We start from the raw sequence: 18566 nt of genomic DNA, 5'->3' as shown, positions 1-18566 counted from the left end.
CCGCCCGGATCAGTGCGGGCAGGTTGGCCCCGCGCAGCCCGAACGAGGCCCGGGCGAACACCGGGAACGGGGGGTGAACGACCGGGGATTACTCGGAGGCCGCGGTCTTGATGTCGATGGCGGCCTTGACCAGGCCCGCGAACAGCGGGTGCGGGCGGGTCGGGCGGGACTTCAGCTCCGGGTGGGCCTGGGTGGCCACCAGGTACGGGTGCACCTCGCGCGGGTACTCGACGTACTCGACCAGGTCACCCTTGGGCGAGAGGCCGGAGAACTGCAGGCCGGTCTTCTCCAGGTCCGCGCGGTAGGCGTTGTTGACCTCGTAGCGGTGGCGGTGGCGCTCCTCGACGTACTGCTCGCCGCCGTAGACCTCGCGGACGATCGAGCCCTCGGCGAGCTTGGCCGGGTACAGGCCCAGGCGCATGGTGCCGCCCAGGTCGCCCTTGCCGTCGACGATGGCCAGCTGCTCGGCCATGGTGGAGATGACCGGGTGCTTGGCGGCGGCGTCGAACTCGGTGGAGTTGGCCTCGGGCAGGCCGGCCAGGTTGCGGGCCGCCTCGATGACCACGCACTGCAGGCCCAGGCACAGGCCCAGCAGCGGGATCTTGTTCTCGCGGGCGTAGGTGATCGCGCCGACCTTGCCGTTGACGCCGCGGTCGCCGAAGCCGCCGGGGATGCAGATCGCGTCCACGTCGCCGAGGTGCGCCCGGGCGCCCTCGGGGGTCTCGCAGTCGTCCGAGGTGACCCACTTGATCTCGACCCGGGCGTTGTTGGCGAAGCCGCCGGCGCGCAGCGCCTCGGTCACCGACAGGTAGGCGTCCGGCAGGTCGATGTACTTGCCGACCAGGGCGACCTTGACGATGTGCTGCGGCTCGTGGACGCGGCGCAGCAGGTCGTCCCAGGTGGTCCAGTCCACGTCGCGGAACGGCAGGTCGAGGCGGCGCACCACGTAGGCGTCCAGGCCCTCGCCGTGCAGCACCTTGGGGATGTCGTAGATCGACTTGGCGTCGATGGCCGCGACCACGGCCTCCTCGTCCACGTCGCACATCAGCGAGATCTTGCGCTTGATCGCCTGCGGGACCTCGCGGTCGGCGCGCAGCACGATGGCGTCCGGCTGGATGCCGATGTTGCGCAGGGCGGCGACGGAGTGCTGGGTGGGCTTGGTCTTCAGCTCGCCCGAGGGGCCGATGTACGGCAGCAGGGAGACGTGCACGAAGAACACGTTGTCCCGGCCGACCTCGTGGCGGACCTGGCGGACGGCCTCCAGGAACGGCAGCGACTCGATGTCGCCGACGGTGCCGCCGACCTCGGTGATCACCACGTCGACGTCCTCGGTCGCCATCCGGCGGATCCGGGACTTGATCTCGTTGGTGATGTGCGGGATGACCTGGACGGTGTCGCCCAGGTACTCGCCGCGACGCTCCTTGGCGATGACGGTCGAGTACACCTGGCCGGTGGTGACGTTCGCCGAGCCGTGCAGGTTGGTGTCCAGGAACCGCTCGTAGTGGCCGATGTCCAGATCCGTCTCGGCGCCGTCGTCGGTGACGAAGACCTCACCGTGCTGGAACGGGTTCATGGTGCCCGGGTCCACGTTGAGATACGGGTCGAGCTTCTGCATCGTCACGCGCAGGCCGCGGGCCTTGAGTAGCGCGCCGAGGCTGGAGGCGGTGAGCCCCTTGCCGAGCGAAGAGGCGACACCCCCGGTGACGAAGAGGTGCTTGGTCGTCACGGCGCGGCCGTTCGCTGCCTTGCCGGAATGGGGCTGTGCCAAGAGGGGGCTCCCGTGGGTCGCGTGTCGAAAGTGACGTGGGCGGGAGGCTCGCGGCTCGCCGGGCGACGGGACGCCAGCAGGTGCTCGGCGCTCGAAGGGTCGTCGGTTCGGCTGGTCCGGGGCGTTTGATCCCGCCGGTCCACGGGATACCAGGGTATCAGTGACCTGACCGGGACGCCTTTCGGCCCGCGCGCGGCACCCCGGGGGCGTGCGCCGGGCGCACCACCGGCGCACCATACGCCGCACGAGTCACACCGGTCGCACCACCGGCCGGACCGGGCCAGCCCGCGGTCTCCGTCCGGACCATGCCAGCCCCTCCGTTACGACCACCCGGAGGTGATCCTTCCGGACCATCCTGCGCCGGTCCCACGCGATGCACGGCATTTCCGCCGAATTGCGGCGCCACACGAGGCTGCGTCCGCGTGCTTCGCCCCTTTCGTCCGTCGTAAGCTGCACGGACGCATCGCCGACAGCACGAGCACGCGGAGGGCGTGGGAGGTCAGGACACTCCCGGTCCCCGATGCGCGACCGGACCTCCCCGTATTCCAGCTCCTCCCCACCCACCTCAGGGGCTCGACCGAGCCCCGCGCGGACACTCCAGCAAGGCCCGCCACCACCCCCGGCGGGCCGGACGTCCCGGGATGGAGCCCCGGCCCCGCAGACCGCTCGCTCCCTCGTTCGCCGATGCCCTGACCACATTGCGAACTGGAGATCCACGTGGCCGGCCGTATCGAGGACTACGCACTCATCGGGGACATGCAGACCGCCGCCCTGGTCAGCAGGGACGGGGCGGTGGACTGGCTCTGCCTTCCCCGCTTCGACTCGCCGGCCGTGTTCGCCGGCCTGCTCGGCACCGATGAACACGGCTTCTGGCGGATCGGCCCGGCCGAAGCCGTCGTGACCGAGCTCCCCGTTCCTGCCCCGGCCCCCAGCGACGCACCCGCCACGGCCGCAGACCGGGCCCGCTTCACCGACACCGCCGACCTGCGCGTCCCCCCGCCCACCGCGTCCGCCCCCGCCCTGCCCGCCGACCGGCGTCGCTACCGGGGCGACTCACTGGTCCTGGAGCAGGAGTGGGACGCCCAGGGCGGCACCGTCCGGGTGATCGACTTCATGCCGCCCCGCCCGCTGGCCGGCCGCGACGCCGTCCCCCAGGTGATCCGGATCGTCGAGGGCGTGGCCGGCACCGTGCGGATGCGCTCGGCGCTGCGGATGCGCTTCTCCTACGGCCGGATCGTCCCGTGGGTGCACCGGGTCGAGCAGGCCGACGGCGTCCACCGCACCGTCGCCGTCGCCGGGCCCGACTCGGTCTGGCTGGACGGCGAGGCCGAGACCTACGGGCGCAACCTCACCACCTACGCCGACTTCACCGTCAACGCCGGCGAGCGGATCGCCTTCGCCCTCACCTGGCAGGCCTCCCACCTGGACCCGCCCGCCGTCCCGGACGCCGAGGCGATGCTCGACGCCACCGCCGACTTCTGGCACGAGTGGGCCGACCAGTGCACCTACCAGGGCCCCTACCGCGAGGCCGTGATCCGCTCGCTGATCACCCTCAAGGGCCTCACCTACGCCCCCACCGGCGGCATCGTCGCCGCCCCCACCACCTCCCTGCCGGAGGACATCGGCGGCGAGCGCAACTGGGACTACCGCTACACCTGGCTGCGCGACGCCGCGATCACCCTCTCCTCGCTGCTGCGCACCGGCTACCGCGAGGAGGCCCGCGCCTGGCGCGAGTGGCTGCTGCGCGCGGTCGCCGGCGACCCGGAGAACCTGCAGATCATGTACGGCATCGCGGGCGAGCGCGAGCTCACCGAGTCCTCGCTGGACTGGCTGCCCGGCTACGAGGGCTCCCAGCCCGTCCGGGTCGGCAACGGCGCCGCCGGTCAGCTCCAGCTCGACGTCTACGGCGAGGTGGTGGAGGCCCTGCACCTGGCCCACATGACCGGCCTGGTCCGCAACGACCACGCCCTCCACCTCCAGCTGCGCCTGATCGAGTACCTGGAGGAGCACTGGCAGAACCCGGACGAGGGCATCTGGGAGGTCCGCGGACCGCGCCGGCACTTCGTCCACTCGAAAGTGATGGCCTGGGTCGCCGTCGACCGCACCATCAAGCTGCTGGAGCAGACCCCCGAGGACGCCCCCTCCGACGGCCACCTGCAGCGCTGGCGCGAACTGCGCGAGACCATCCACCGGGACGTCTGCGAGAAGGGCTACGACCCCGAGCGCAACACCTTCACCCAGTACTACGGCGGCCAGGAGCTCGATGCCTCGCTGCTGCTCATCCCGCAGGTGGGCTTCCTGCCGCCGGATGACAAGCGGGTGATCGGCACCATCGAGGCGATCCAGCGCGAACTGTCCACCGAGGACGGCTTCGTGCTGCGCTATCCGACCCACGACGAGACGGGGAACAACGTGGACGGCCTGTCCGGCCACGAAGGCGCCTTCCTGGCCTGCTCGTTCTGGCTGGCCGACGACCTGGCCATGATCGGCCGGGTGCAGGAGGCCCGCGAGCTGTTCGACCGGCTGCTGTCGCTGCGCAACGACCTCGGGCTGCTCGCCGAGGAGTGGGACCCGCGGCTCAAGCGCCAGGTCGGCAACTTCCCGCAGGCCTTCAGCCACGTCCCGCTGATCGACACCGCGCTGCGGCTGACCGCCTGCGGCGCCGCCTACCTGTCGGCCCAGCCCGACGGCCCGGCCTCCGACCGGGTCGAACAGGCGACCGTCTAGGGCCGCTGCACCAACTCGTCGTAGGTGCTGAGCACCTGGGCGACGGTGGCGGCCTCGTCCGGCCAGGTCTCGGCCTGCTGCCGGGCGGCCGCCACCAGCTGCTCGCGGCCGGCGGGGTCGGCCAGCAACTCGCACACCGCCCGTCCGATCGCCGCCGGATCGCCCGGGGGCACCAGCACGGCGGCGTCGCCGACCAGTTCGGGGATGCCGCCGACGGCGGTGGCGACCACCGGCACACCGGCCCGCATCGCCTCCTGGACCACCAGCGAACGGGCCTCCCAGCGGCTGGAGACCACCACCACGTCGGCGGCGGCCAACAGGTCGGGCACGTCCGTGCGGTGGCCGAGCAGGCGCACCGGCAGCTTCTCCGCCGCCACCCGCTCGCGCAGCGGGCCCGCCTCCGGACCGTCCCCGGCGAGCAGCACCAACGGCTCCGGGTCCAGCGCGGACAGCTCCCGGGTGGCGTCCAGCAGCACCCCGAAGGCCTTCTGCGGGACGAGTCGGCCGACCGCCAGCACCAGCGGGCGGTCCGGACCGTCGCCGAACAGCGCGGCGCGCGCCTCGGGGCGGCCGAGCCGGCCCTCGGGCATCGGCGGGGCGGCCACCGGGCCCAGCCGGGCGTCGGTGGCGCCCAGTTCGCGGGCCCGGGCGACCAGGTCGGAGGAGGCGCCGAGGACGAGGTCGGCCGCGCGCGCCACCCGGCGCTCCATCAGCCGCTGCAGGCGGCGCTCCATGCCGGTGGCCAGCAGCGCGTGGTGCGAGGTGACCACCAGCGGGGTCTCCGGGCGCAGGCCCGGGAAGCGGCCGGCGGTACGCAGCGCGAGGTCGGAGAGCAGCCCGGCGCGCAGTCCGTGGGCGTGCACCACGTCGGCGCCGGTGAAGGCCCGGCGCAGCTCGCCGATCGCGGTGGCGTCGCTGCGGGCGCCCGCGGTGGGGGTGATGTCGACGGTGTGGAACCGGGCGCCGGTGCGGGAGAAGCCGAACAGCGCGTCCGTGCCGGCCGGCGCGCAGACCGTGACGGTCACCCCGTGCGCGACCAGGCCCTGGGCCAGGGAGCGCACGTGCGCACCGATGCCGCCGGTGCTGGCGGCCAGGACGAGTACCACGTGCAGCTGCCCCGGTTCCGGGGCGGCCGCGGTGGCCCGGGCGGCGGAATGGTCCACGTCGTCTCGCATCCGACTCGATCAGGTTCGCGCGCCGCTTCGCGAGGGTTGCCCGCCCGGCGGCGCTCGGGACTGGAAAGCCAGTGTCCAGCCGCCACCATGCCAGGTCGGCGGCCCTCTTGGACAGTCGACGCCACGGGGGCGCGTCGTCGTGCCGTGAGGGCCGCCGGACCCGGCGGAGGGGCCTCAGGGCCTGTCCGGCGGGTCCTTGCCGGGGCTGATCCGACCAAACCCACCGGGCCGCGGCCCTAACGCTGGCGCGGGGCCCGGGCGGTGGCCAGCAGCTCCTCGGCGTGGGCGCGGCCCAGCTCCGAGTCCTCCAGGCCGGCCAGCATCCGGGAGAGTTCGCGCACCCGCTCCCCGTCGTTCAGCACCTTGACGCCGGAGCGGGTCACGGTGCCGTCATTGGTCTTCTCCACCACCAGGTGCCGGTCCGCGAAGGCGGCGACCTGCGGGAGGTGGGTGACCACCACGACCTGGGCGGATTCGGCCAGTTTGGCCAGTCGGCGGCCGATCTCGACCGCGGCCTTGCCGCCGACGCCCGCGTCGACCTCGTCGAACAGATAGGTGGGGACGGGGTCGGCGCCCGCGAAGACCACCTCGACGGCGAGCATCACTCGGGACAGCTCACCGCCCGAGGCGCCCTTGGCGATCGGGCGCGGCTGGGCGCCCGGGTGCGGGGCGAGCAGCACCTCGACCTCGTCCACGCCGTGCGGCCCGTACGCGACGGTACGGCCGTCGACCTCGATCCCGGCCAGGTCGTCGACCTGGGTGATCGAGAAGGTCACCCGGGCGTGCGGCATGGCCAGTTCGGCGAGTTCGGCGGAGACGGCCTCGGCGAAGCGGCCGGCGGCGGCCTGCCGGGCGGCCGACACCTCAGCCGCGAGCTCGGCCAACTCGGCCCGCAGCTCGGTCTCCTGGGCGCCGAGCTGGTCGATCCGGTCGTCGTCGCCGTCGAGCTCGGCGAGCCGGACGGACCCGGCCTCGGCCCAGGCGATCACCTCGGCGAGGGTGTTCTCCTCGCCGCCGTACTTGCGCAGCAGCTGGGCCAGCACGGCCCGCCGGTCCTCGACGGCGGCCAGGCGCACCGGGTCGGCGTCCAGGTCGTCGGCGTAGCCGGCCAGGTCCCCGGCCACGTCGGCCAGCAGGTAGCCGACCTCGTTCAGCCGGTCCGCCAGGGCGGCCAGCCGCTCGTCGTGGTGGCGCACGGCGTCCACCGCGCGGCGGGACTGGGCGAGCAGGGTACCCGCGTCCACCGCCTCCGGGTCGGCCGGGTCGCCGGCCAGGGCGGCGTGGGCGAGGGTCGCGGCGGAGGACAGCGCGTCGGCGTGGCCGAGCCGCTCGGCCTCCGCGGCCAGCTCGACGTCCTCCCCGGCCACCGGCTCGGCGGCGGCGATCTCGTCCAGGCCGAAGCGCAGCAGGTCGGCCTCCTGGGCGCGCTCGCGGGCCCGGGTGGTCAGCTCCTCCAGGGTGGCCGAGACCTCGCGCAGGGCGCGGTAGGTCTCCCGGTAGCGGGCCAGCGGCTCGGCCACCGCCTCGCCCGCGTAGCGGTCCAGCGCGCCGCGCTGGCGGGCCGGGCGCAGCAGCCGCTGCTGGTCGGTCTGGCCGTGCACCGCGATCAGGTCCTCGCCGAGCTCGGCGAGCAGCCCGACCGGGACGGCCCGCCCGCCGACGTAGGCCCGGGAGCGGCCCTCGGCGGAGACGGTCCGGCTGATCAGCAGGGCACCGTCGTCCAGTTCCGCCCCGGCCTCGACGGCACGGGCCGCCACCGGGGAGTCGGTGGGCAGTTCCAGCCGGCCCTCCACGACGGCGCGGCCGGAGCCGTTGCGCACCAGGCCCGGGTCGGCGCGGCCGCCGAGCAGCAGGCCGAGGCTGGTCACGACCATGGTCTTGCCAGCGCCGGTCTCACCGGTCACGGCGGTGAAGCCGGGGGCCAGCTCGACCACCGCGTCGTCGATGACCCCAAGATCCCGTATCCGCATCTCGTCCAACACGGAGACGACCTTACGAGGTTCCGCCCCCGGAGCGCGACGAGCGGCAACGGCGCGCGGCAACTCCGGGCCCGGAAGTTCATCCCTTCCGGGACGTTTGCGACGGGCTCACCCCAGGGCCCGGCGCGGTGCACCAGGGCAGGAACAGCTGCACCAGCGGGCCGATGGCCAGCGCGTACGCGACCGTGCCGACCCCGGCGGTGCCGCCGAGCAGGACGCCGGCCGCCAGCACGATGACCTCGATGCCGGTGCGGACCAGCCGCAGCGAGCGCCCGGTGCGCCGGTGCAGGCCGGTCATCAGGCCGTCGCGCGGGCCGGGGCCGAAGCGGGCCCCGATGTAGAGGCCGGAGGCCAGGCCGTTGAGCACGATCGCGGTGGCCATCAGCGCGATCCGGGCGGGCAGGCCCTCGGGGCCGGAGACCAGCTTCAGGGTGAGGTCCATGCCCGCGCCGATCATCAGCACATTGGCGACGGTGCCCAGGCCCGGGCGCTGGCGCAGCGGCATCCACAGCAGTAGCACCAGGGCGCCGCAGATGGTCACCCAGGCGCCCACGGTGAGGCCGAGCACCCGCTGCAGGCCCTGGTGGAAGACGTCCCAGGGGTCCAGGCCGAGCCCGGAACGGAGCATCAGCGCCATGCTCGCGCCGTACAGGCCCAGGCCGACGACCAGCGGCGGGAGCCGGCGGCCCAGCGCATGGGTGTCGCCGAGGATCCGGACGGCGAGACCCGGCCGGGTCGGCTCGGGGGCGGGCGGGGAAGGGGTCGCGGTCTGGGTCGTGGTGGCCAATGCTGCTCCTGCGGGTGGTGCCGCACCCCGGGGCGGCCCCCGGTGGTGGCGGCGCAACGGCCGCCCTGCCATGATGAACAGGCCAAACGAGGCCCCGACAGGGCCAATTCCGAGCGAGTGGACTGATGAGCGCCATGGCCGACTGGCACACCACCGTCACCCCGCCCGCACTGGCCCGGCTGCTCGCCACCGCCCGGCTCCCCGAACCGGCCACCTCGCGCCGCCCCGCCTACCGCACCCTGGCCGGGCAGATCCGGCTGCTGGTCACCGAGGGCCGACTGCCGGTCGGCGCCCGGCTGCCCGCCGAACGCGAACTCGCCTCCGCCCTGGAACTCAGCCGCACCACCGTCGCCACCGCGTACGAGGCCCTGCGCGGCGACGGCTACCTGCTCAGCCGGCGCGGAGCCGGCAGCTGGACCACCCTGCCCGAGGGCGCCCCGCCGCCCAGCGACGCGCTGCACCCCGTCCCGCCGGACGAGCAGGGCAGCACCCTGGACCTCGGCGTCGCCGCCCTGCCCGCCCCGCAGCCCTGGCTCGCGCAGGCCGCCGCCCGGGCCGTCGAACTGCTGCCGCACTACGCCGCCGGGCACGGCCACTACCCCACCGGCGTCCCGGTGCTGCGCGAGGCCGTCGCCCGCCGCTACACCGAGCGCGGCCTGCCCACCACTCCCGACCAGATCCTCATCACCACCGGCGCGATGGGCGGCCTGCACCTGGTCCAGCGGGTGCTGATCGGCCGCGGCGACCGGGTCGCCGTCGAGGCGCCCAGCTACGCCCACACCCTGCAGGCGCTGCGCCTCACCGGGGCGCGCCTGGTGCCGGTGCCGTACAGCTGGGGTCCGCAGTCCCGGAGGCGAGCAGGCGAGTGGCAATGGGACCTGGAGGAGTGGCAGCGGGTGTTGCGCGGTGCCGCGCCCAGGGTCACGTACGTCATCCCGGACTTCCACAACCCGACCGGCACGCTGATCGGCGAGGAGCAGCGCCGCGAGCTGCTGGCCGTGGCCCGGGCCGCCGGGAGCGTGGTGCTGGTGGACGAGACCACCGCCGAACTCGGCTGGGGCGTGCCGGAGTCCACGCCGCTGCCGCGTCCGATGGCGGCGCTGGACCGCTCCGCCCAGGTGGTCACGGTCGGCTCGGCCGGCAAGCTGCTCTGGGGCGGCCTGCGGATCGGCTGGGTCCGGGCCGCGCCCGCGCTCGTGCGCCGGCTGGCCACCGAGCGGGTCTACAGCGACGTCGGCACCCCGGTGCTCGACCAGCTGATCGCCGCCGAGCTGTTGGGCGAGCCGCTCCGGGCCGTCCGCACCCACCAGCTGGCCCGGCTGCGGGCCACCGCCCGCGCCTTCGCCGCCGCGCTGCCCGAGCGCCTCCCCGGCTGGAGCTTCCCGATGCCGCCCGGCGGCCTGGCGCTGTGGGTGTCCACCGACGGCCTGTCCGGCGCTGCGCTGGCCCAGGCCGGGGAGCGGGCCGGGATCCGGATCGCCTCCGGCAACCGGTTCGGCTCTGACGGCGCCTTCGAGCACCACATCCGGCTGCCGCTCACCGTGCCCGCCGCGACGGTGCCCGCCGCCGTCGAGCGGCTCGCCGCGGTGGCCGCCCGCGCGACGGCGGGCGGCCGGCTCGGCTCGGCCGACGAGGCCCAGCCGCTGGCCGTCTGACGGTCCGCCAGCCGCCGCTTCAGCGCTTGGTGTTCGACCGCCCGCGCCAACCCGTCACCGGGAGCGCGAACTTGGCCACCAGTCGGTCGGTGAACGGCGCCCGGTGCAGTCTGGCCAGCCGCACCGGCGTCTGCCCCCTGCGCACCTCCACCCGCGCCCCGGCGGGCAGTTCGACCGAGCGCCGGCCGTCGCACCAGAGCACCCCGTGCGGGGTCTTGGGCTGTACCTCGACCGCCAGCACCGAGTCCGGCGAGGTCACCAGCGGCCGGGCGAACAGCGCGTGCGCGGAGATCGGCACCATCAGTAGCGCCTCCACCTCCGGCCACACCACCGGCCCGCCGCCGGAGAACGCGTACGCGGTCGAGCCGGTCGGCGTCGCGCAGACCACCCCGTCGCAGCCGAAGTTGGAGACCGGGCGGCCGTCCACCTCGGTCACCACCTCCAGCATCCGCTCCCGGGAGGCCTTCTCGATGGACGCCTCGTTCAACGCCCAGTCCTGGTGGACCACATCGCCGTTGGTGCGGACGATCACGTCGATCGTCATCCGCTCCTCGACCTCGTAATCGGCGTCCACCACCCGCTCGACCACCACGGCCAGGTCGTCCCGCTCGGCCTCGGCAAGGAAGCCGACCCGGCCGAGGTTGATCCCCAGCATCGGCAGTCCGTGCGAGCGCGCCAGCTCCGCACCGCGCAGCAGCGTCCCGTCCCCGCCGGCGACCAGGATCAGCTCGCATCCGTCCGCCGCCCCGGGCCCCTCGGCCACCTTCTCGACCCCGTCCGGCAGGTCGAGGTCCACCGCCTCGGCCTCCAGCAGTCTGATCCGGAGCCCCGCCTTCAGCAGCCCGTGCACCAGGCCCTCGACGCTGCGCAGCGCCGCCTCCCGGCCGGTGTGCGCGATCAGGAAGACCGTACGTTCTTCATCGCTCATGCCGCTGCCCTCTCCCTACGCCTGCCGGGTCGCCCTTGGCCCGGTGCGGCCGCGCCATACAGCATGACGGGCCGGACGCTCGCAAAGCACCCTACCGGGGCCCCTCCGCCACGGCCCGGTCCGCGTCCGCGGGGTCCAGCTGCGGGGCGTCCCGGCGCATCCAGAGGAAGTACTCGACGTTCCCGGACGGCCCCGGCAGGGGGCTCGCGGTGACCGCCCGCACGCCCAGGCCGAGCTCCCACGCCTGCCCCGCCACCTGCCGCACCATCTCGGCGCGCAGCTGCGGGCTGCGCACCACCCCGCCGCTGCCCAGCCGCTCCTTGCCGATCTCGAACTGCGGCTTGACCATCAGCACCAGGTCCGCGTCCTCGGCCGCGCAGGCGGCCAGCGCCGGCAGCACCAGGCCCAGCGAGATGAAGGACAGATCGCCGACCACCAGGTCGACCGGGGTGCCGCCGATCGTCTCCAGGGTCAGCTCGCGCACATTGGTGCGGTCCATCACGGTGACCCGCTCGTCGCTCTGCAGCGACCAGGCGAGCTGCCCGTAACCGACGTCCACCGCCAGCACGCGGGCGGCCCCGGCCCGCAGCAGCACGTCGGTGAAGCCCCCGGTGGAGGCGCCCGCGTCCAGCGCCCGGCGGCCCTCGACCACCAGGCCCTGCGGCACGAAGGCCGCGAACGCCCCGGCGAGCTTGTGGCCGCCGCGCGAGACGTAGTCGGGGTCGTTGTCGTCCTTGGCCACCACGACGGCCGCCGAGGTCTCCACCTGGGTGGCCGGCTTGGTCGCGGTGGTGCCGCCGACGGTCACCCGGCCGGCCGCGATCAGCTCGGACGCGTGCTCACGCGACCGGGCCAGCTTGCGGCGGACCAGCTCCGCGTCGAGTCGGCGTCGTGCCACTGCCACTGGTGCTTCAGCTCCTACGGGTCCTGCGGATCAATCCTGGTCGAGCGCGGCCAGCGTGTCGGCGAGCCGCTGGTGAACATCTTCGTACACCGCGACGTGTGCCTCGGCCGGGACCCCGTCCAAGGCCTCCAGCCGGGCCAGCCCGGCGTCCACCCCGGGGTGCCCGGTGGGCAGCAGTTCGACGCCGAGCGGCTCGACCGCCGGACTGGGTTCACTCGTCTCGGGCATCGGGCTTCTTCGTGCTGGTGGCCTTGCGGACGGTGGTCTTCTTCGTCGCCGTCCGCTTGGCGGGGGCCTTGGGCTGCCCGTCCGCCTGCGTCCGCTTCGCGGCGGCGGTCTTCTTGACCGTGGCCTTCTTGGCGACGGCGGTCTTCTTCGCCGCGCTGGTCTTCTTGGCCGCGCCGGTCTTGGCGGCAGTCGTCTTCTTCACCGCGGGCTTCTTCGTCGTCGTACCCTTCGCGGCCGCCGACGCCCCGGCAGTCGGCTCCTCGGCGGCCGGTTGCTCGGCGGCCGGTTGCTCGGCGGCCGACACGGCGAACGCCGCCGGCCGCACCGGCGGCACCGGCGGATCGACCTCGACCGGCTCGTCCACCTCCACCCGCTCAGCCACTATCGGCTCGCCCGCCGTACGCTCGTCCTCGTACTCCCAGCCGCGCCCGAACAGGTCGTCGGCCCGCGGCGCCGGCGCTGGCTCCTCCGCCGCGTACGGGTTCGGCCCGAACTCGGCCGCGGCCGGCTCCTCCTCGACCTCGCGCAGCTTGCTCTCCAGGTACGCCAGCACCACCCCGACCTTGGTCACCTGGTCGCCGACCTTCTCGAAGGCCTTCTCCACCTCGTTGCGCGCCACCCCGACCGCCAGGTCCACCCCGGCCCGCCCGGCGGTCACCGCCTCCTCCGCCAGCGTCTGCAGCGTCTTGGCGGACGGCGGGAACTGCCCGCCGAGCTTGCGCTCGACCTCGGCGACGTCGACGCCGGTCTTCTCCAGGATCGCGGCCGCCGTCCCGACGACCCGCTTGCCGACCTCCTCCACCACCACGGCGGCGGCCGCCACCGCTCCCCGCACCGTCCTCGGCAGCATCCGGGTGCCTCCTTAGCGCCTACGCGCGCATCGCTCCGTCGCCGTCGGTACCCGGGCCGTTTCCGGGCACCCCACAGACGACGCTACCGCCAAAACCCTCCTGAGGTACCGTGGCCCGGCAGTCAGAGCACCGTAGTGACCTGGGGATGGAGCCACCGCCATGGCGAACGCCGAGGAGTGCCGCGAGGCGCTGGAGCAGCTCAGCCGGAACATGGCCGACTCCACCGGCGACGTCCGCAAGGCCGCCGCCCTCGACCGCTCACTCAGTTGCCGGATCACCGACCTCGACCTGACCTTCACGGGGCAGCTGAGCGACGGCCGGATCCACGACGTCGTCGTCGCGCCCGGCGCGCCCGCCGGGAAGGCGGAGATCCGGCTCACCATGGCCAGCGACGACCTGCTCGCCCTCGTCGGCGGCAAGCTCGACTTCGCCTCCGCCTGGGCGAGCGGCCGGGTGAAGCTGGAGGCCCGCTTCCGCGACCTGCTGCGGCTGCGCACCCTGCTCTGACCGCTCCGCGGTCCACCGGTCTCAGAAGCCGAGCCCGGCCAGCGCCTTCCGCCCGTCCACCGGAGCGCCGTCCGCGTCCAGCGCCGTCCACGCCGCCGCGCACAGCGCCCGCAGGCCGTCCCAGCGGTCCCCGGTACCGGTCAGCCTCAGCTCGCCGCCCTCGACCGCGGCGACCCAGTCGCCGCAGCCGAAGCCGCCGTCCCAGGCCGTCGCCGCCGGGTGCGGGACCAGCAGGCCGCGCAGGTCCGCCGCCAGGTAGGTCGGCCGGTGCTCGACCGGGGCCGCCAGCAGCTGTGCCGGGGTGGTCACACCGGTGAACACCAGCAGGCTGTCCACCCCGCCGTTGAACGCGCCCTCGATGTCGGTGTCCAGCCGGTCCCCGACCACCAGCGGCCGCCGGGCTCCGGTCCGCAGCACCGTCTCCCGGTGCATCGGCGGCAGCGGCTTGCCCGCCACCTCCGGCTCCACCCCGGCCGCCGCCCGGACCGCCGCGACCAGCGTCCCGTTGCCGGGCGCGATCCCGCGCGCCGTCGGCACGGTCATGTCGGTGTTCGAGGCCACCCACGGCAGCCCGCCGCGCACCGCGTACGCGGCTTCCGCCAGCTGCGGCCAGCCCACCGACGGGTCGAAGCCCTGGACCACGGCGAGTGGCTTCTCGTCCAGCGAGCGGACCGCGACCAGCCCGCGCTCGGCGAGTGCCTCCTCCAGCCCCAGACCGCCCACGACCAGCACCTTCGACCCGGCCGGCACCTTCTCGGCGACCACCCGGGCGGCCGCCTGGGCCGAGTTGATCACGTCCGTCGGCTCGGCCGGCACGCCCAGCTCGGTCAGGTGCTCCGCCACCACCCGCGGCGGGCGGGAGGCGTTGTTGGTCACGTACGCGAGCCGCATCCCGACCGTACGGGCGGCCGCCAGCGAGTCCACCGCGTGCTCGATCGCGTACGGGCCGGCGTAGACCACGCCGTCCAGGTCCAGCAGCGCGGTGTCGTACGTCTCGGTCAGCGGGCTGTCACTGCCGCCGGGGGCGGTCCGTCGCACGGTGGTGGCCGTCTCGGTCATGCCTGTGCTACCTCATTCACTGCGGTTCACCGCGTTCGCCAACTGCACTGCTCGTACCTGCCCGCTCAGGCGTCGTCGTTGACGCCCTCGGGCTCTCCCCCGGCCTGCTCCCCGGCACCTGCTCCGGGCTCCCCGCCCCGATCTTTCCTGCTGGCCGGCACCCCGGGCAGTAGCGGGCCGAACGCCCCGGCGCGGGCCGCCAGGGTGGCCCGGGTCTGCCGCAGTGCCTCCCGGTAGTGGTCGGTCTCCGGCCGCATCGCCACGGCCAGCGCCAGGTGCTCGGCGGACGTCTCGAAGTCGCCCAGCCGGGCCGCCGCGACGCCCCACCCGAACTGAGCGTAGTCGTCCGCCGGATCGGCCAGTGCCACGGCCCGGAAGTTTTCCAGCGCCGCCGCGTACGAACCGGCGTCGAACTGCGCGCGGGCCAGCGCCTCCCGGATGCTGCGCGAGTGCGGCTCGGCCTCCGCCGCCCGGGCGAGCAACTGCTCGGCGGCCGCCGGATGCCCCTGGGCCAGCAGCTTCGCGCCCCGGCGGAACCAGTCGTACACGTCCCCGGTGGGCTCCCCGGGCCGCCCCTGGGCCGGGATGCCCCCCGCCGGCGCGCTCTCCCCCGGGCCGCCGCCGTCCGCCCGTCCGTGCCGGTCGTCCATGCCGTACCTCGCCCTCGATCACTCGCCCGCCCCACAAAACAGCACGGGTATTCAGATCTTTCAACAACGTCTACCCGGTTACCATGCCCAGAATGAGCGCACCCAGTGCAGAAGACGGAGTCGAGACTCCCGAGGGCGGCCCCGGCGATCCCGGGCACGTCGCCACCGCAGGCCTGTCGCTGTCCCCCTTCCGAGGACTGCGCTACGTCCCTGACCGGGTCGGCGCGCTGGCCGCGGTGACGTCCCCGCCGTACGACGTCGTCGACCCGGGGCGCCGACTCGACCTGGAGACCGCCGACCCGCACAACGTGGTCCGGCTGATCCTGCCCCGACCCGAGCCCGAGGACGCCGGCGACCGCCCCGACCGCGACACCAGGTACCGGCACGCCGCCCGACTGCTGGCCGCCTGGCAGCGCGAGGGCGTGCTCGCCGCCGACCCGGTCCCCGCGATCTACGTCTACGAGCAGCGGGTGCCCGCCACCGGCGACTCCCCCGAGCTGCTCCAGCGCGGCCTGATCGGCGCCCTCGCCGTCAGCGGGCCCGAGGCCGGCGTCGTCCTCCCGCACGAGGACGTCATGCCCCGCCCGGTCGCCGACCGGGTCGGCCTGATGCGCACCACCCGGGCCAACCTGGAACCGCTGCTGCTCACCTACCGGGGCGACGGCGGCGCCTCCGGCGTCCTCGAGCGGACGGTCGAGGACGAGCCGCTGCTCTCCACCGCCACCAGCGACGGCACCCATCACCGCCTGTGGGCCGTCACCGACCCGGCCGAGATCGCCGAGATCGGCCGCGACCTGGCCACCTGCCGGGCGCTGATCGCCGACGGCCACCACCGCTGGGAGATGTACCTGCGGCTCCAGCGCGAGCACCGCCACCTGCCGCGCAGCCCCTGGGACCGCGGCATGGTGCTCCTGGTGGACACCGCCCGCTACCCGTTGCGGGTCCGGGCCATCCACCGGGTGCTGTACCGGCTGCCGGTGGCCGACGCGCTGGAGAAGCTCGGCGACCAGTGGAAGGTCAAGGAGGTCCCCGGCCCGCTGCCCGCCGCGCTCCAGGCGCTCGCCGAGCAGAAGCGGCACGGCGGCAACGGCTTCGTGCTGACCGGCGGTGCCGGCGTCTACTGGCTGCTCAGTGAGCCCGAGGAGTCCCTGATCGACGCGACCGTGTCGCACGACCGACCCGAGGAGTGGCGCCACCTGGACGCCACCGTCCTGCACGCCACCCTGCTCGACCACACCTGGCACGTCCCCGACGGCCCGGACGACATCGGCTACCTGCACACTGCCGCGGCCGCCGAGCGCGAGGCCGCCCGCACCGGCGGCACCGCCGTCCTGCTGCACCCGGTCCGGGAGAGCGTGGTGCGGCGGCTGGCCGAACAGGGCGTCACCATGCCGCGCAAGTCCACCTCCTTCGGGCCGAAGCCGGCCACCGGGCTGGTGCTGCGCAACCTCGCCCTGGGCTGACGGTCCAGGACGCCGTGAGGCCCTGCCGCTCCTTCGGGGAACGGCAGGGCCTCACGGTGTTTCAGGTCAGGGCGCTCAGTTCTGGGCGTCGCCCTTGCTTTCCTCGGCCTGCTCGGCCTGCTTGTCCTCGGCCTGCTTGTCCTCGGCCTGCTTCTCCTCGGCCTTGGCGCCCTGGGAACGCTCGGGCACCACGCCGTCGAAGTCCTCGTCGATCTCGAGGTCGTCCTCGTCGTAGTACTCCTCGACGTCCTCCTCGTCCTCGAAGATCACGCGGTCGTCGGCGATGTCGCCGCCGCGCTTCTTCGCCGGGGCCTCGGCCTGGTCGGCCTCGTCCTCGGCCAGCTCCGGGTCGAGCGCGTCGGTGAACTCCACGCCGTCGATCTCGGCCAGGCGCTCGGAGGCGTTGGTCGTACCGTCGGTGTCGGCCTCGGCGGCCTTGGCGAACCACTCGCGGGCCTCGTCGCCACGGCCGGCGGCGATCAGTGCCTCGGCGTAGGCGTACCGCAGCCGCGCGGTCCACGGGTGCACGGCGCTGGAGGCCAGCTCCGGGCTCTGCAGCGTGACGACGGCGGCGTCGTACTGCTCCATGTCGCTGCGGGCACCGGCCGCCACCAGGCGCATCTCGACCTGGCCGGCCTTGTCCAGCTGCTTCACCTCGGGCTCGCCGGCCATCGCCAGCGCACGCTCCGGACGGCCCAGACCGCGCTCGCAGTCGGCCATCACCGGCCACAGGTCGGCGCGACCGGTCATCCGACGGGCCGCGCGGAACTCGGTCAGTGCCTCGGAGTAACGCTGCGTCATGTAGGAGGCGAAACCGGCCGCCTCACGGACGGCGGCGACGCGGGAGGCCAGCCGCAGCGCGACGCGCGAGTACTGGTAGGCCTCCTCCGCCTCGCCGTCGAGCAGACGGGCCACCATCACCAGGTTGCGGGCGACGTCGTCCGCGAGCGTCTTGGGCAGGCTCTTGAGCTCCTGGCGGACGTCCGCGTCCAGCTCGAAGCCAGTGACGTCCTCCGGGATCGGCAGGCGCTTGACCGGCTCGTAGTTGCCACGGCGGTCGTCGTAGTCCCGACGGCCGCGGTCGCCGCCACGGTCGTCCCGGCGGTCGTCACGACGGAAGCCACCCGAGGGGCGGTCGTCGCGACGGAAGCCACCACGGTCATCGCGGTCGCGGTACGGACGGTCGTCACGACGCGGACGCTCGTCACGGTCGTCACGACGGAAACCACTCGGGCGGTCGTCGCGACGGAAGCCGCCACCGGCCGGACGGTCGTCGCGACGGAAGCCGCCACGGTCATCGCGGTCGCGGTACGGACGGTCGTCACGACGCGGACGCTCGTCACGGTCGTCACGACGGAAACCACTCGGGCGGTCGTCGCGACGGAAGCCGCCACCGGCCGGACGGTCGTCGCGACGGAAGCCGCCACGGTCATCGCGGTCGCGGTACGGACGGTCGTCACGACGCGGACGGTCATCACGGTCGTCACGACGGAAACCACCCGAGGGGCGGTCGTCACGGCGGGGGCCGCCACGGTCGTTGGACCAGCCCCCACGGGACCGGGGCTCGTAGCCGCGGCCGTCGTCCGATCGACGCTCGGGACGGTCCTGGGACTGGTTCGACATCCTGGTGACTCCTTCTGCTGCTTCAACTCCACCGCGGACCGATCAACACCAGTGCCGTCACGCGGTATCGGCGCCGGCCTCCTGGCCGTGCACCATCTCCATTGTCCGACATGCCGGAAGCGTCCGCGTCGGGGCGGAAGTCCCGGCCTGCCGGCCTCGTTCACGTTCGCAGAACACAAAAAGGCCGCGGCCCCAGCGAGTCGCTGGGGCCCCGGCCGAGAATAAATTTAAGGCGGCGGCCAACACACCCCACCGGGGCCCC

15 protein-coding genes and 1 pseudogene are annotated in these 18566 nt (G+C 74.1%); 4 read left to right on the top strand and 12 right to left on the bottom strand.

Going from position 1 to position 18566, the window contains the following annotated elements:
• Both ACWC9T_RS36315 and ACWC9T_RS36310 read right to left on the bottom strand, forming a co-directional pair.
• A pseudogene (locus ACWC9T_RS36315) lies at positions 1-73 on the bottom strand (hypothetical protein); the annotation flags it as partial.
• Between the two features lie 15 nt (positions 74-88).
• The gene (locus tag ACWC9T_RS36310; RefSeq protein WP_449825306.1) at positions 89-1768 is read right to left on the bottom strand and encodes a CTP synthase; all 1680 of its coding nucleotides are present in this window, start codon (positions 1766-1768) and stop codon (positions 89-91) included.
• A 717-nt stretch (positions 1769-2485) separates the two neighbouring features.
• Between ACWC9T_RS36310 and ACWC9T_RS36305 the strand changes: the two genes are divergently transcribed.
• Complete coding sequence (locus tag ACWC9T_RS36305) at positions 2486-4495, top strand: glycoside hydrolase family 15 protein (protein WP_449825305.1); 2010 nt, start codon at positions 2486-2488, stop codon at positions 4493-4495.
• On the opposite strand, the gene ACWC9T_RS36300 is transcribed toward ACWC9T_RS36305, so the two are convergent.
• The 3 genes from ACWC9T_RS36300 to yczE all read right to left on the bottom strand — a co-directional run bounded on the left by ACWC9T_RS36300 (position 4492) and on the right by yczE (position 8361).
• On the bottom strand, positions 4492-5670 hold the full coding sequence (locus tag ACWC9T_RS36300; protein ID WP_449825304.1) for a glycosyltransferase family 4 protein: 1179 nt from the start codon (positions 5668-5670) through the stop codon (positions 4492-4494). The genes ACWC9T_RS36305 and ACWC9T_RS36300 overlap by 4 nt on opposite strands.
• Before the next feature lie 236 nt (positions 5671-5906).
• Complete coding sequence (recN, locus tag ACWC9T_RS36295; protein WP_449825311.1) at positions 5907-7640, bottom strand: DNA repair protein RecN; 1734 nt, start codon at positions 7638-7640, stop codon at positions 5907-5909.
• Between the two features lie 88 nt (positions 7641-7728).
• A complete protein-coding gene (gene yczE / locus ACWC9T_RS36290) occupies positions 7729-8361 on the bottom strand; it encodes a membrane protein YczE (RefSeq protein WP_449825310.1) in 633 nt (210 codons plus the stop codon).
• 209 nt (positions 8362-8570) lie between these two features.
• On the opposite strand from yczE, the gene yczR reads away from it, so the two are divergent.
• On the top strand, positions 8571-10091 hold the full coding sequence (gene yczR, locus ACWC9T_RS36285; protein WP_449825309.1) for a MocR-like transcription factor YczR: 1521 nt from the start codon (positions 8571-8573) through the stop codon (positions 10089-10091).
• A gap of 19 nt (positions 10092-10110) precedes the next feature.
• Here the strand turns inward: yczR and ACWC9T_RS36280 are convergent, their stop codons facing one another.
• The 4 genes from ACWC9T_RS36280 to ACWC9T_RS36265 all read right to left on the bottom strand — a co-directional run bounded on the left by ACWC9T_RS36280 (position 10111) and on the right by ACWC9T_RS36265 (position 13001).
• A complete protein-coding gene (locus ACWC9T_RS36280; RefSeq protein WP_449825303.1) occupies positions 10111-11019 on the bottom strand; it encodes an NAD kinase in 909 nt (302 codons plus the stop codon).
• 91 nt (positions 11020-11110) lie between these two features.
• The gene (locus tag ACWC9T_RS36275; protein ID WP_449825308.1) at positions 11111-11917 is read right to left on the bottom strand and encodes a TlyA family RNA methyltransferase; all 807 of its coding nucleotides are present in this window, start codon (positions 11915-11917) and stop codon (positions 11111-11113) included.
• A gap of 36 nt (positions 11918-11953) precedes the next feature.
• The gene (locus tag ACWC9T_RS36270) at positions 11954-12151 is read right to left on the bottom strand and encodes a hypothetical protein (protein WP_449825302.1); all 198 of its coding nucleotides are present in this window, start codon (positions 12149-12151) and stop codon (positions 11954-11956) included.
• A complete protein-coding gene (locus ACWC9T_RS36265) occupies positions 12135-13001 on the bottom strand; it encodes a hypothetical protein (RefSeq protein ID WP_449825301.1) in 867 nt (288 codons plus the stop codon). The genes ACWC9T_RS36270 and ACWC9T_RS36265 overlap by 17 nt, the downstream gene beginning before the upstream one ends.
• 160 nt (positions 13002-13161) lie before the next feature.
• On the opposite strand from ACWC9T_RS36265, the gene ACWC9T_RS36260 reads away from it, so the two are divergent.
• Entirely contained in the window at positions 13162-13509 is a 348-nt protein-coding gene (locus ACWC9T_RS36260; protein WP_449825300.1) for an SCP2 sterol-binding domain-containing protein, read from the top strand.
• 21 nt (positions 13510-13530) lie between these two features.
• On the opposite strand, the gene ACWC9T_RS36255 is transcribed toward ACWC9T_RS36260, so the two are convergent.
• Together ACWC9T_RS36255 and ACWC9T_RS36250 are read right to left on the bottom strand one after the other, a co-directional pair.
• Entirely contained in the window at positions 13531-14568 is a 1038-nt protein-coding gene (locus ACWC9T_RS36255; protein ID WP_449825299.1) for an HAD-IIA family hydrolase, read from the bottom strand.
• 65 nt (positions 14569-14633) lie between these two features.
• The gene (locus tag ACWC9T_RS36250) at positions 14634-15218 is read right to left on the bottom strand and encodes a tetratricopeptide repeat protein (RefSeq protein ID WP_449825298.1); all 585 of its coding nucleotides are present in this window, start codon (positions 15216-15218) and stop codon (positions 14634-14636) included.
• A 92-nt stretch (positions 15219-15310) separates the two neighbouring features.
• On the opposite strand from ACWC9T_RS36250, the gene ACWC9T_RS36245 reads away from it, so the two are divergent.
• The gene (locus ACWC9T_RS36245; RefSeq protein ID WP_449825297.1) at positions 15311-16681 is read left to right on the top strand and encodes a DUF1015 family protein; all 1371 of its coding nucleotides are present in this window, start codon (positions 15311-15313) and stop codon (positions 16679-16681) included.
• 75 nt (positions 16682-16756) lie between these two features.
• Here ACWC9T_RS36245 and ACWC9T_RS36240 read toward each other — a convergent pair whose 3' ends face one another.
• Positions 16757-17707, bottom strand: coding sequence for a tetratricopeptide repeat protein (locus tag ACWC9T_RS36240; RefSeq protein ID WP_449825307.1), 951 nt, complete (start codon positions 17705-17707; stop codon positions 16757-16759).
• Positions 17708-18566 lie beyond the last annotated feature (859 nt).

It is taken from the genome of Kitasatospora sp. NPDC001159 (genome assembly GCF_053598235.1).
Note: the sequence above shows the minus strand (reverse complement) of the source record. Positions and strands in the feature narration are given on the sequence as shown.

What these genes read in the sequence shown, in the direction of transcription:
- ACWC9T_RS36300 (WP_449825304.1), bottom strand. Translation starts at nt 5,670, where the DNA reads ATGCGAGACGACGTGGACCATTCCGCCGCCCGGGCCACCGCGGCCGCC.
- ACWC9T_RS36250 (WP_449825298.1), bottom strand. Translation starts at nt 15,218, where the DNA reads ATGGACGACCGGCACGGACGGGCGGACGGCGGCGGCCCGGGGGAGAGC.
- ACWC9T_RS36280 (WP_449825303.1), bottom strand. Translation starts at nt 11,019, where the DNA reads ATGAGCGATGAAGAACGTACGGTCTTCCTGATCGCGCACACCGGCCGG.
- ACWC9T_RS36265 (WP_449825301.1), bottom strand. Translation starts at nt 13,001, where the DNA reads ATGCTGCCGAGGACGGTGCGGGGAGCGGTGGCGGCCGCCGCCGTGGTG.
- ACWC9T_RS36255 (WP_449825299.1), bottom strand. Translation starts at nt 14,568, where the DNA reads ATGACCGAGACGGCCACCACCGTGCGACGGACCGCCCCCGGCGGCAGT.
- ACWC9T_RS36245 (WP_449825297.1), top strand. Translation starts at nt 15,311, where the DNA reads ATGAGCGCACCCAGTGCAGAAGACGGAGTCGAGACTCCCGAGGGCGGC.
- recN (WP_449825311.1), bottom strand. Translation starts at nt 7,640, where the DNA reads ATGCGGATACGGGATCTTGGGGTCATCGACGACGCGGTGGTCGAGCTG.
- yczR (WP_449825309.1), top strand. Translation starts at nt 8,571, where the DNA reads ATGGCCGACTGGCACACCACCGTCACCCCGCCCGCACTGGCCCGGCTG.
- ACWC9T_RS36270 (WP_449825302.1), bottom strand. Translation starts at nt 12,151, where the DNA reads ATGCCCGAGACGAGTGAACCCAGTCCGGCGGTCGAGCCGCTCGGCGTC.
- ACWC9T_RS36260 (WP_449825300.1), top strand. Translation starts at nt 13,162, where the DNA reads ATGGCGAACGCCGAGGAGTGCCGCGAGGCGCTGGAGCAGCTCAGCCGG.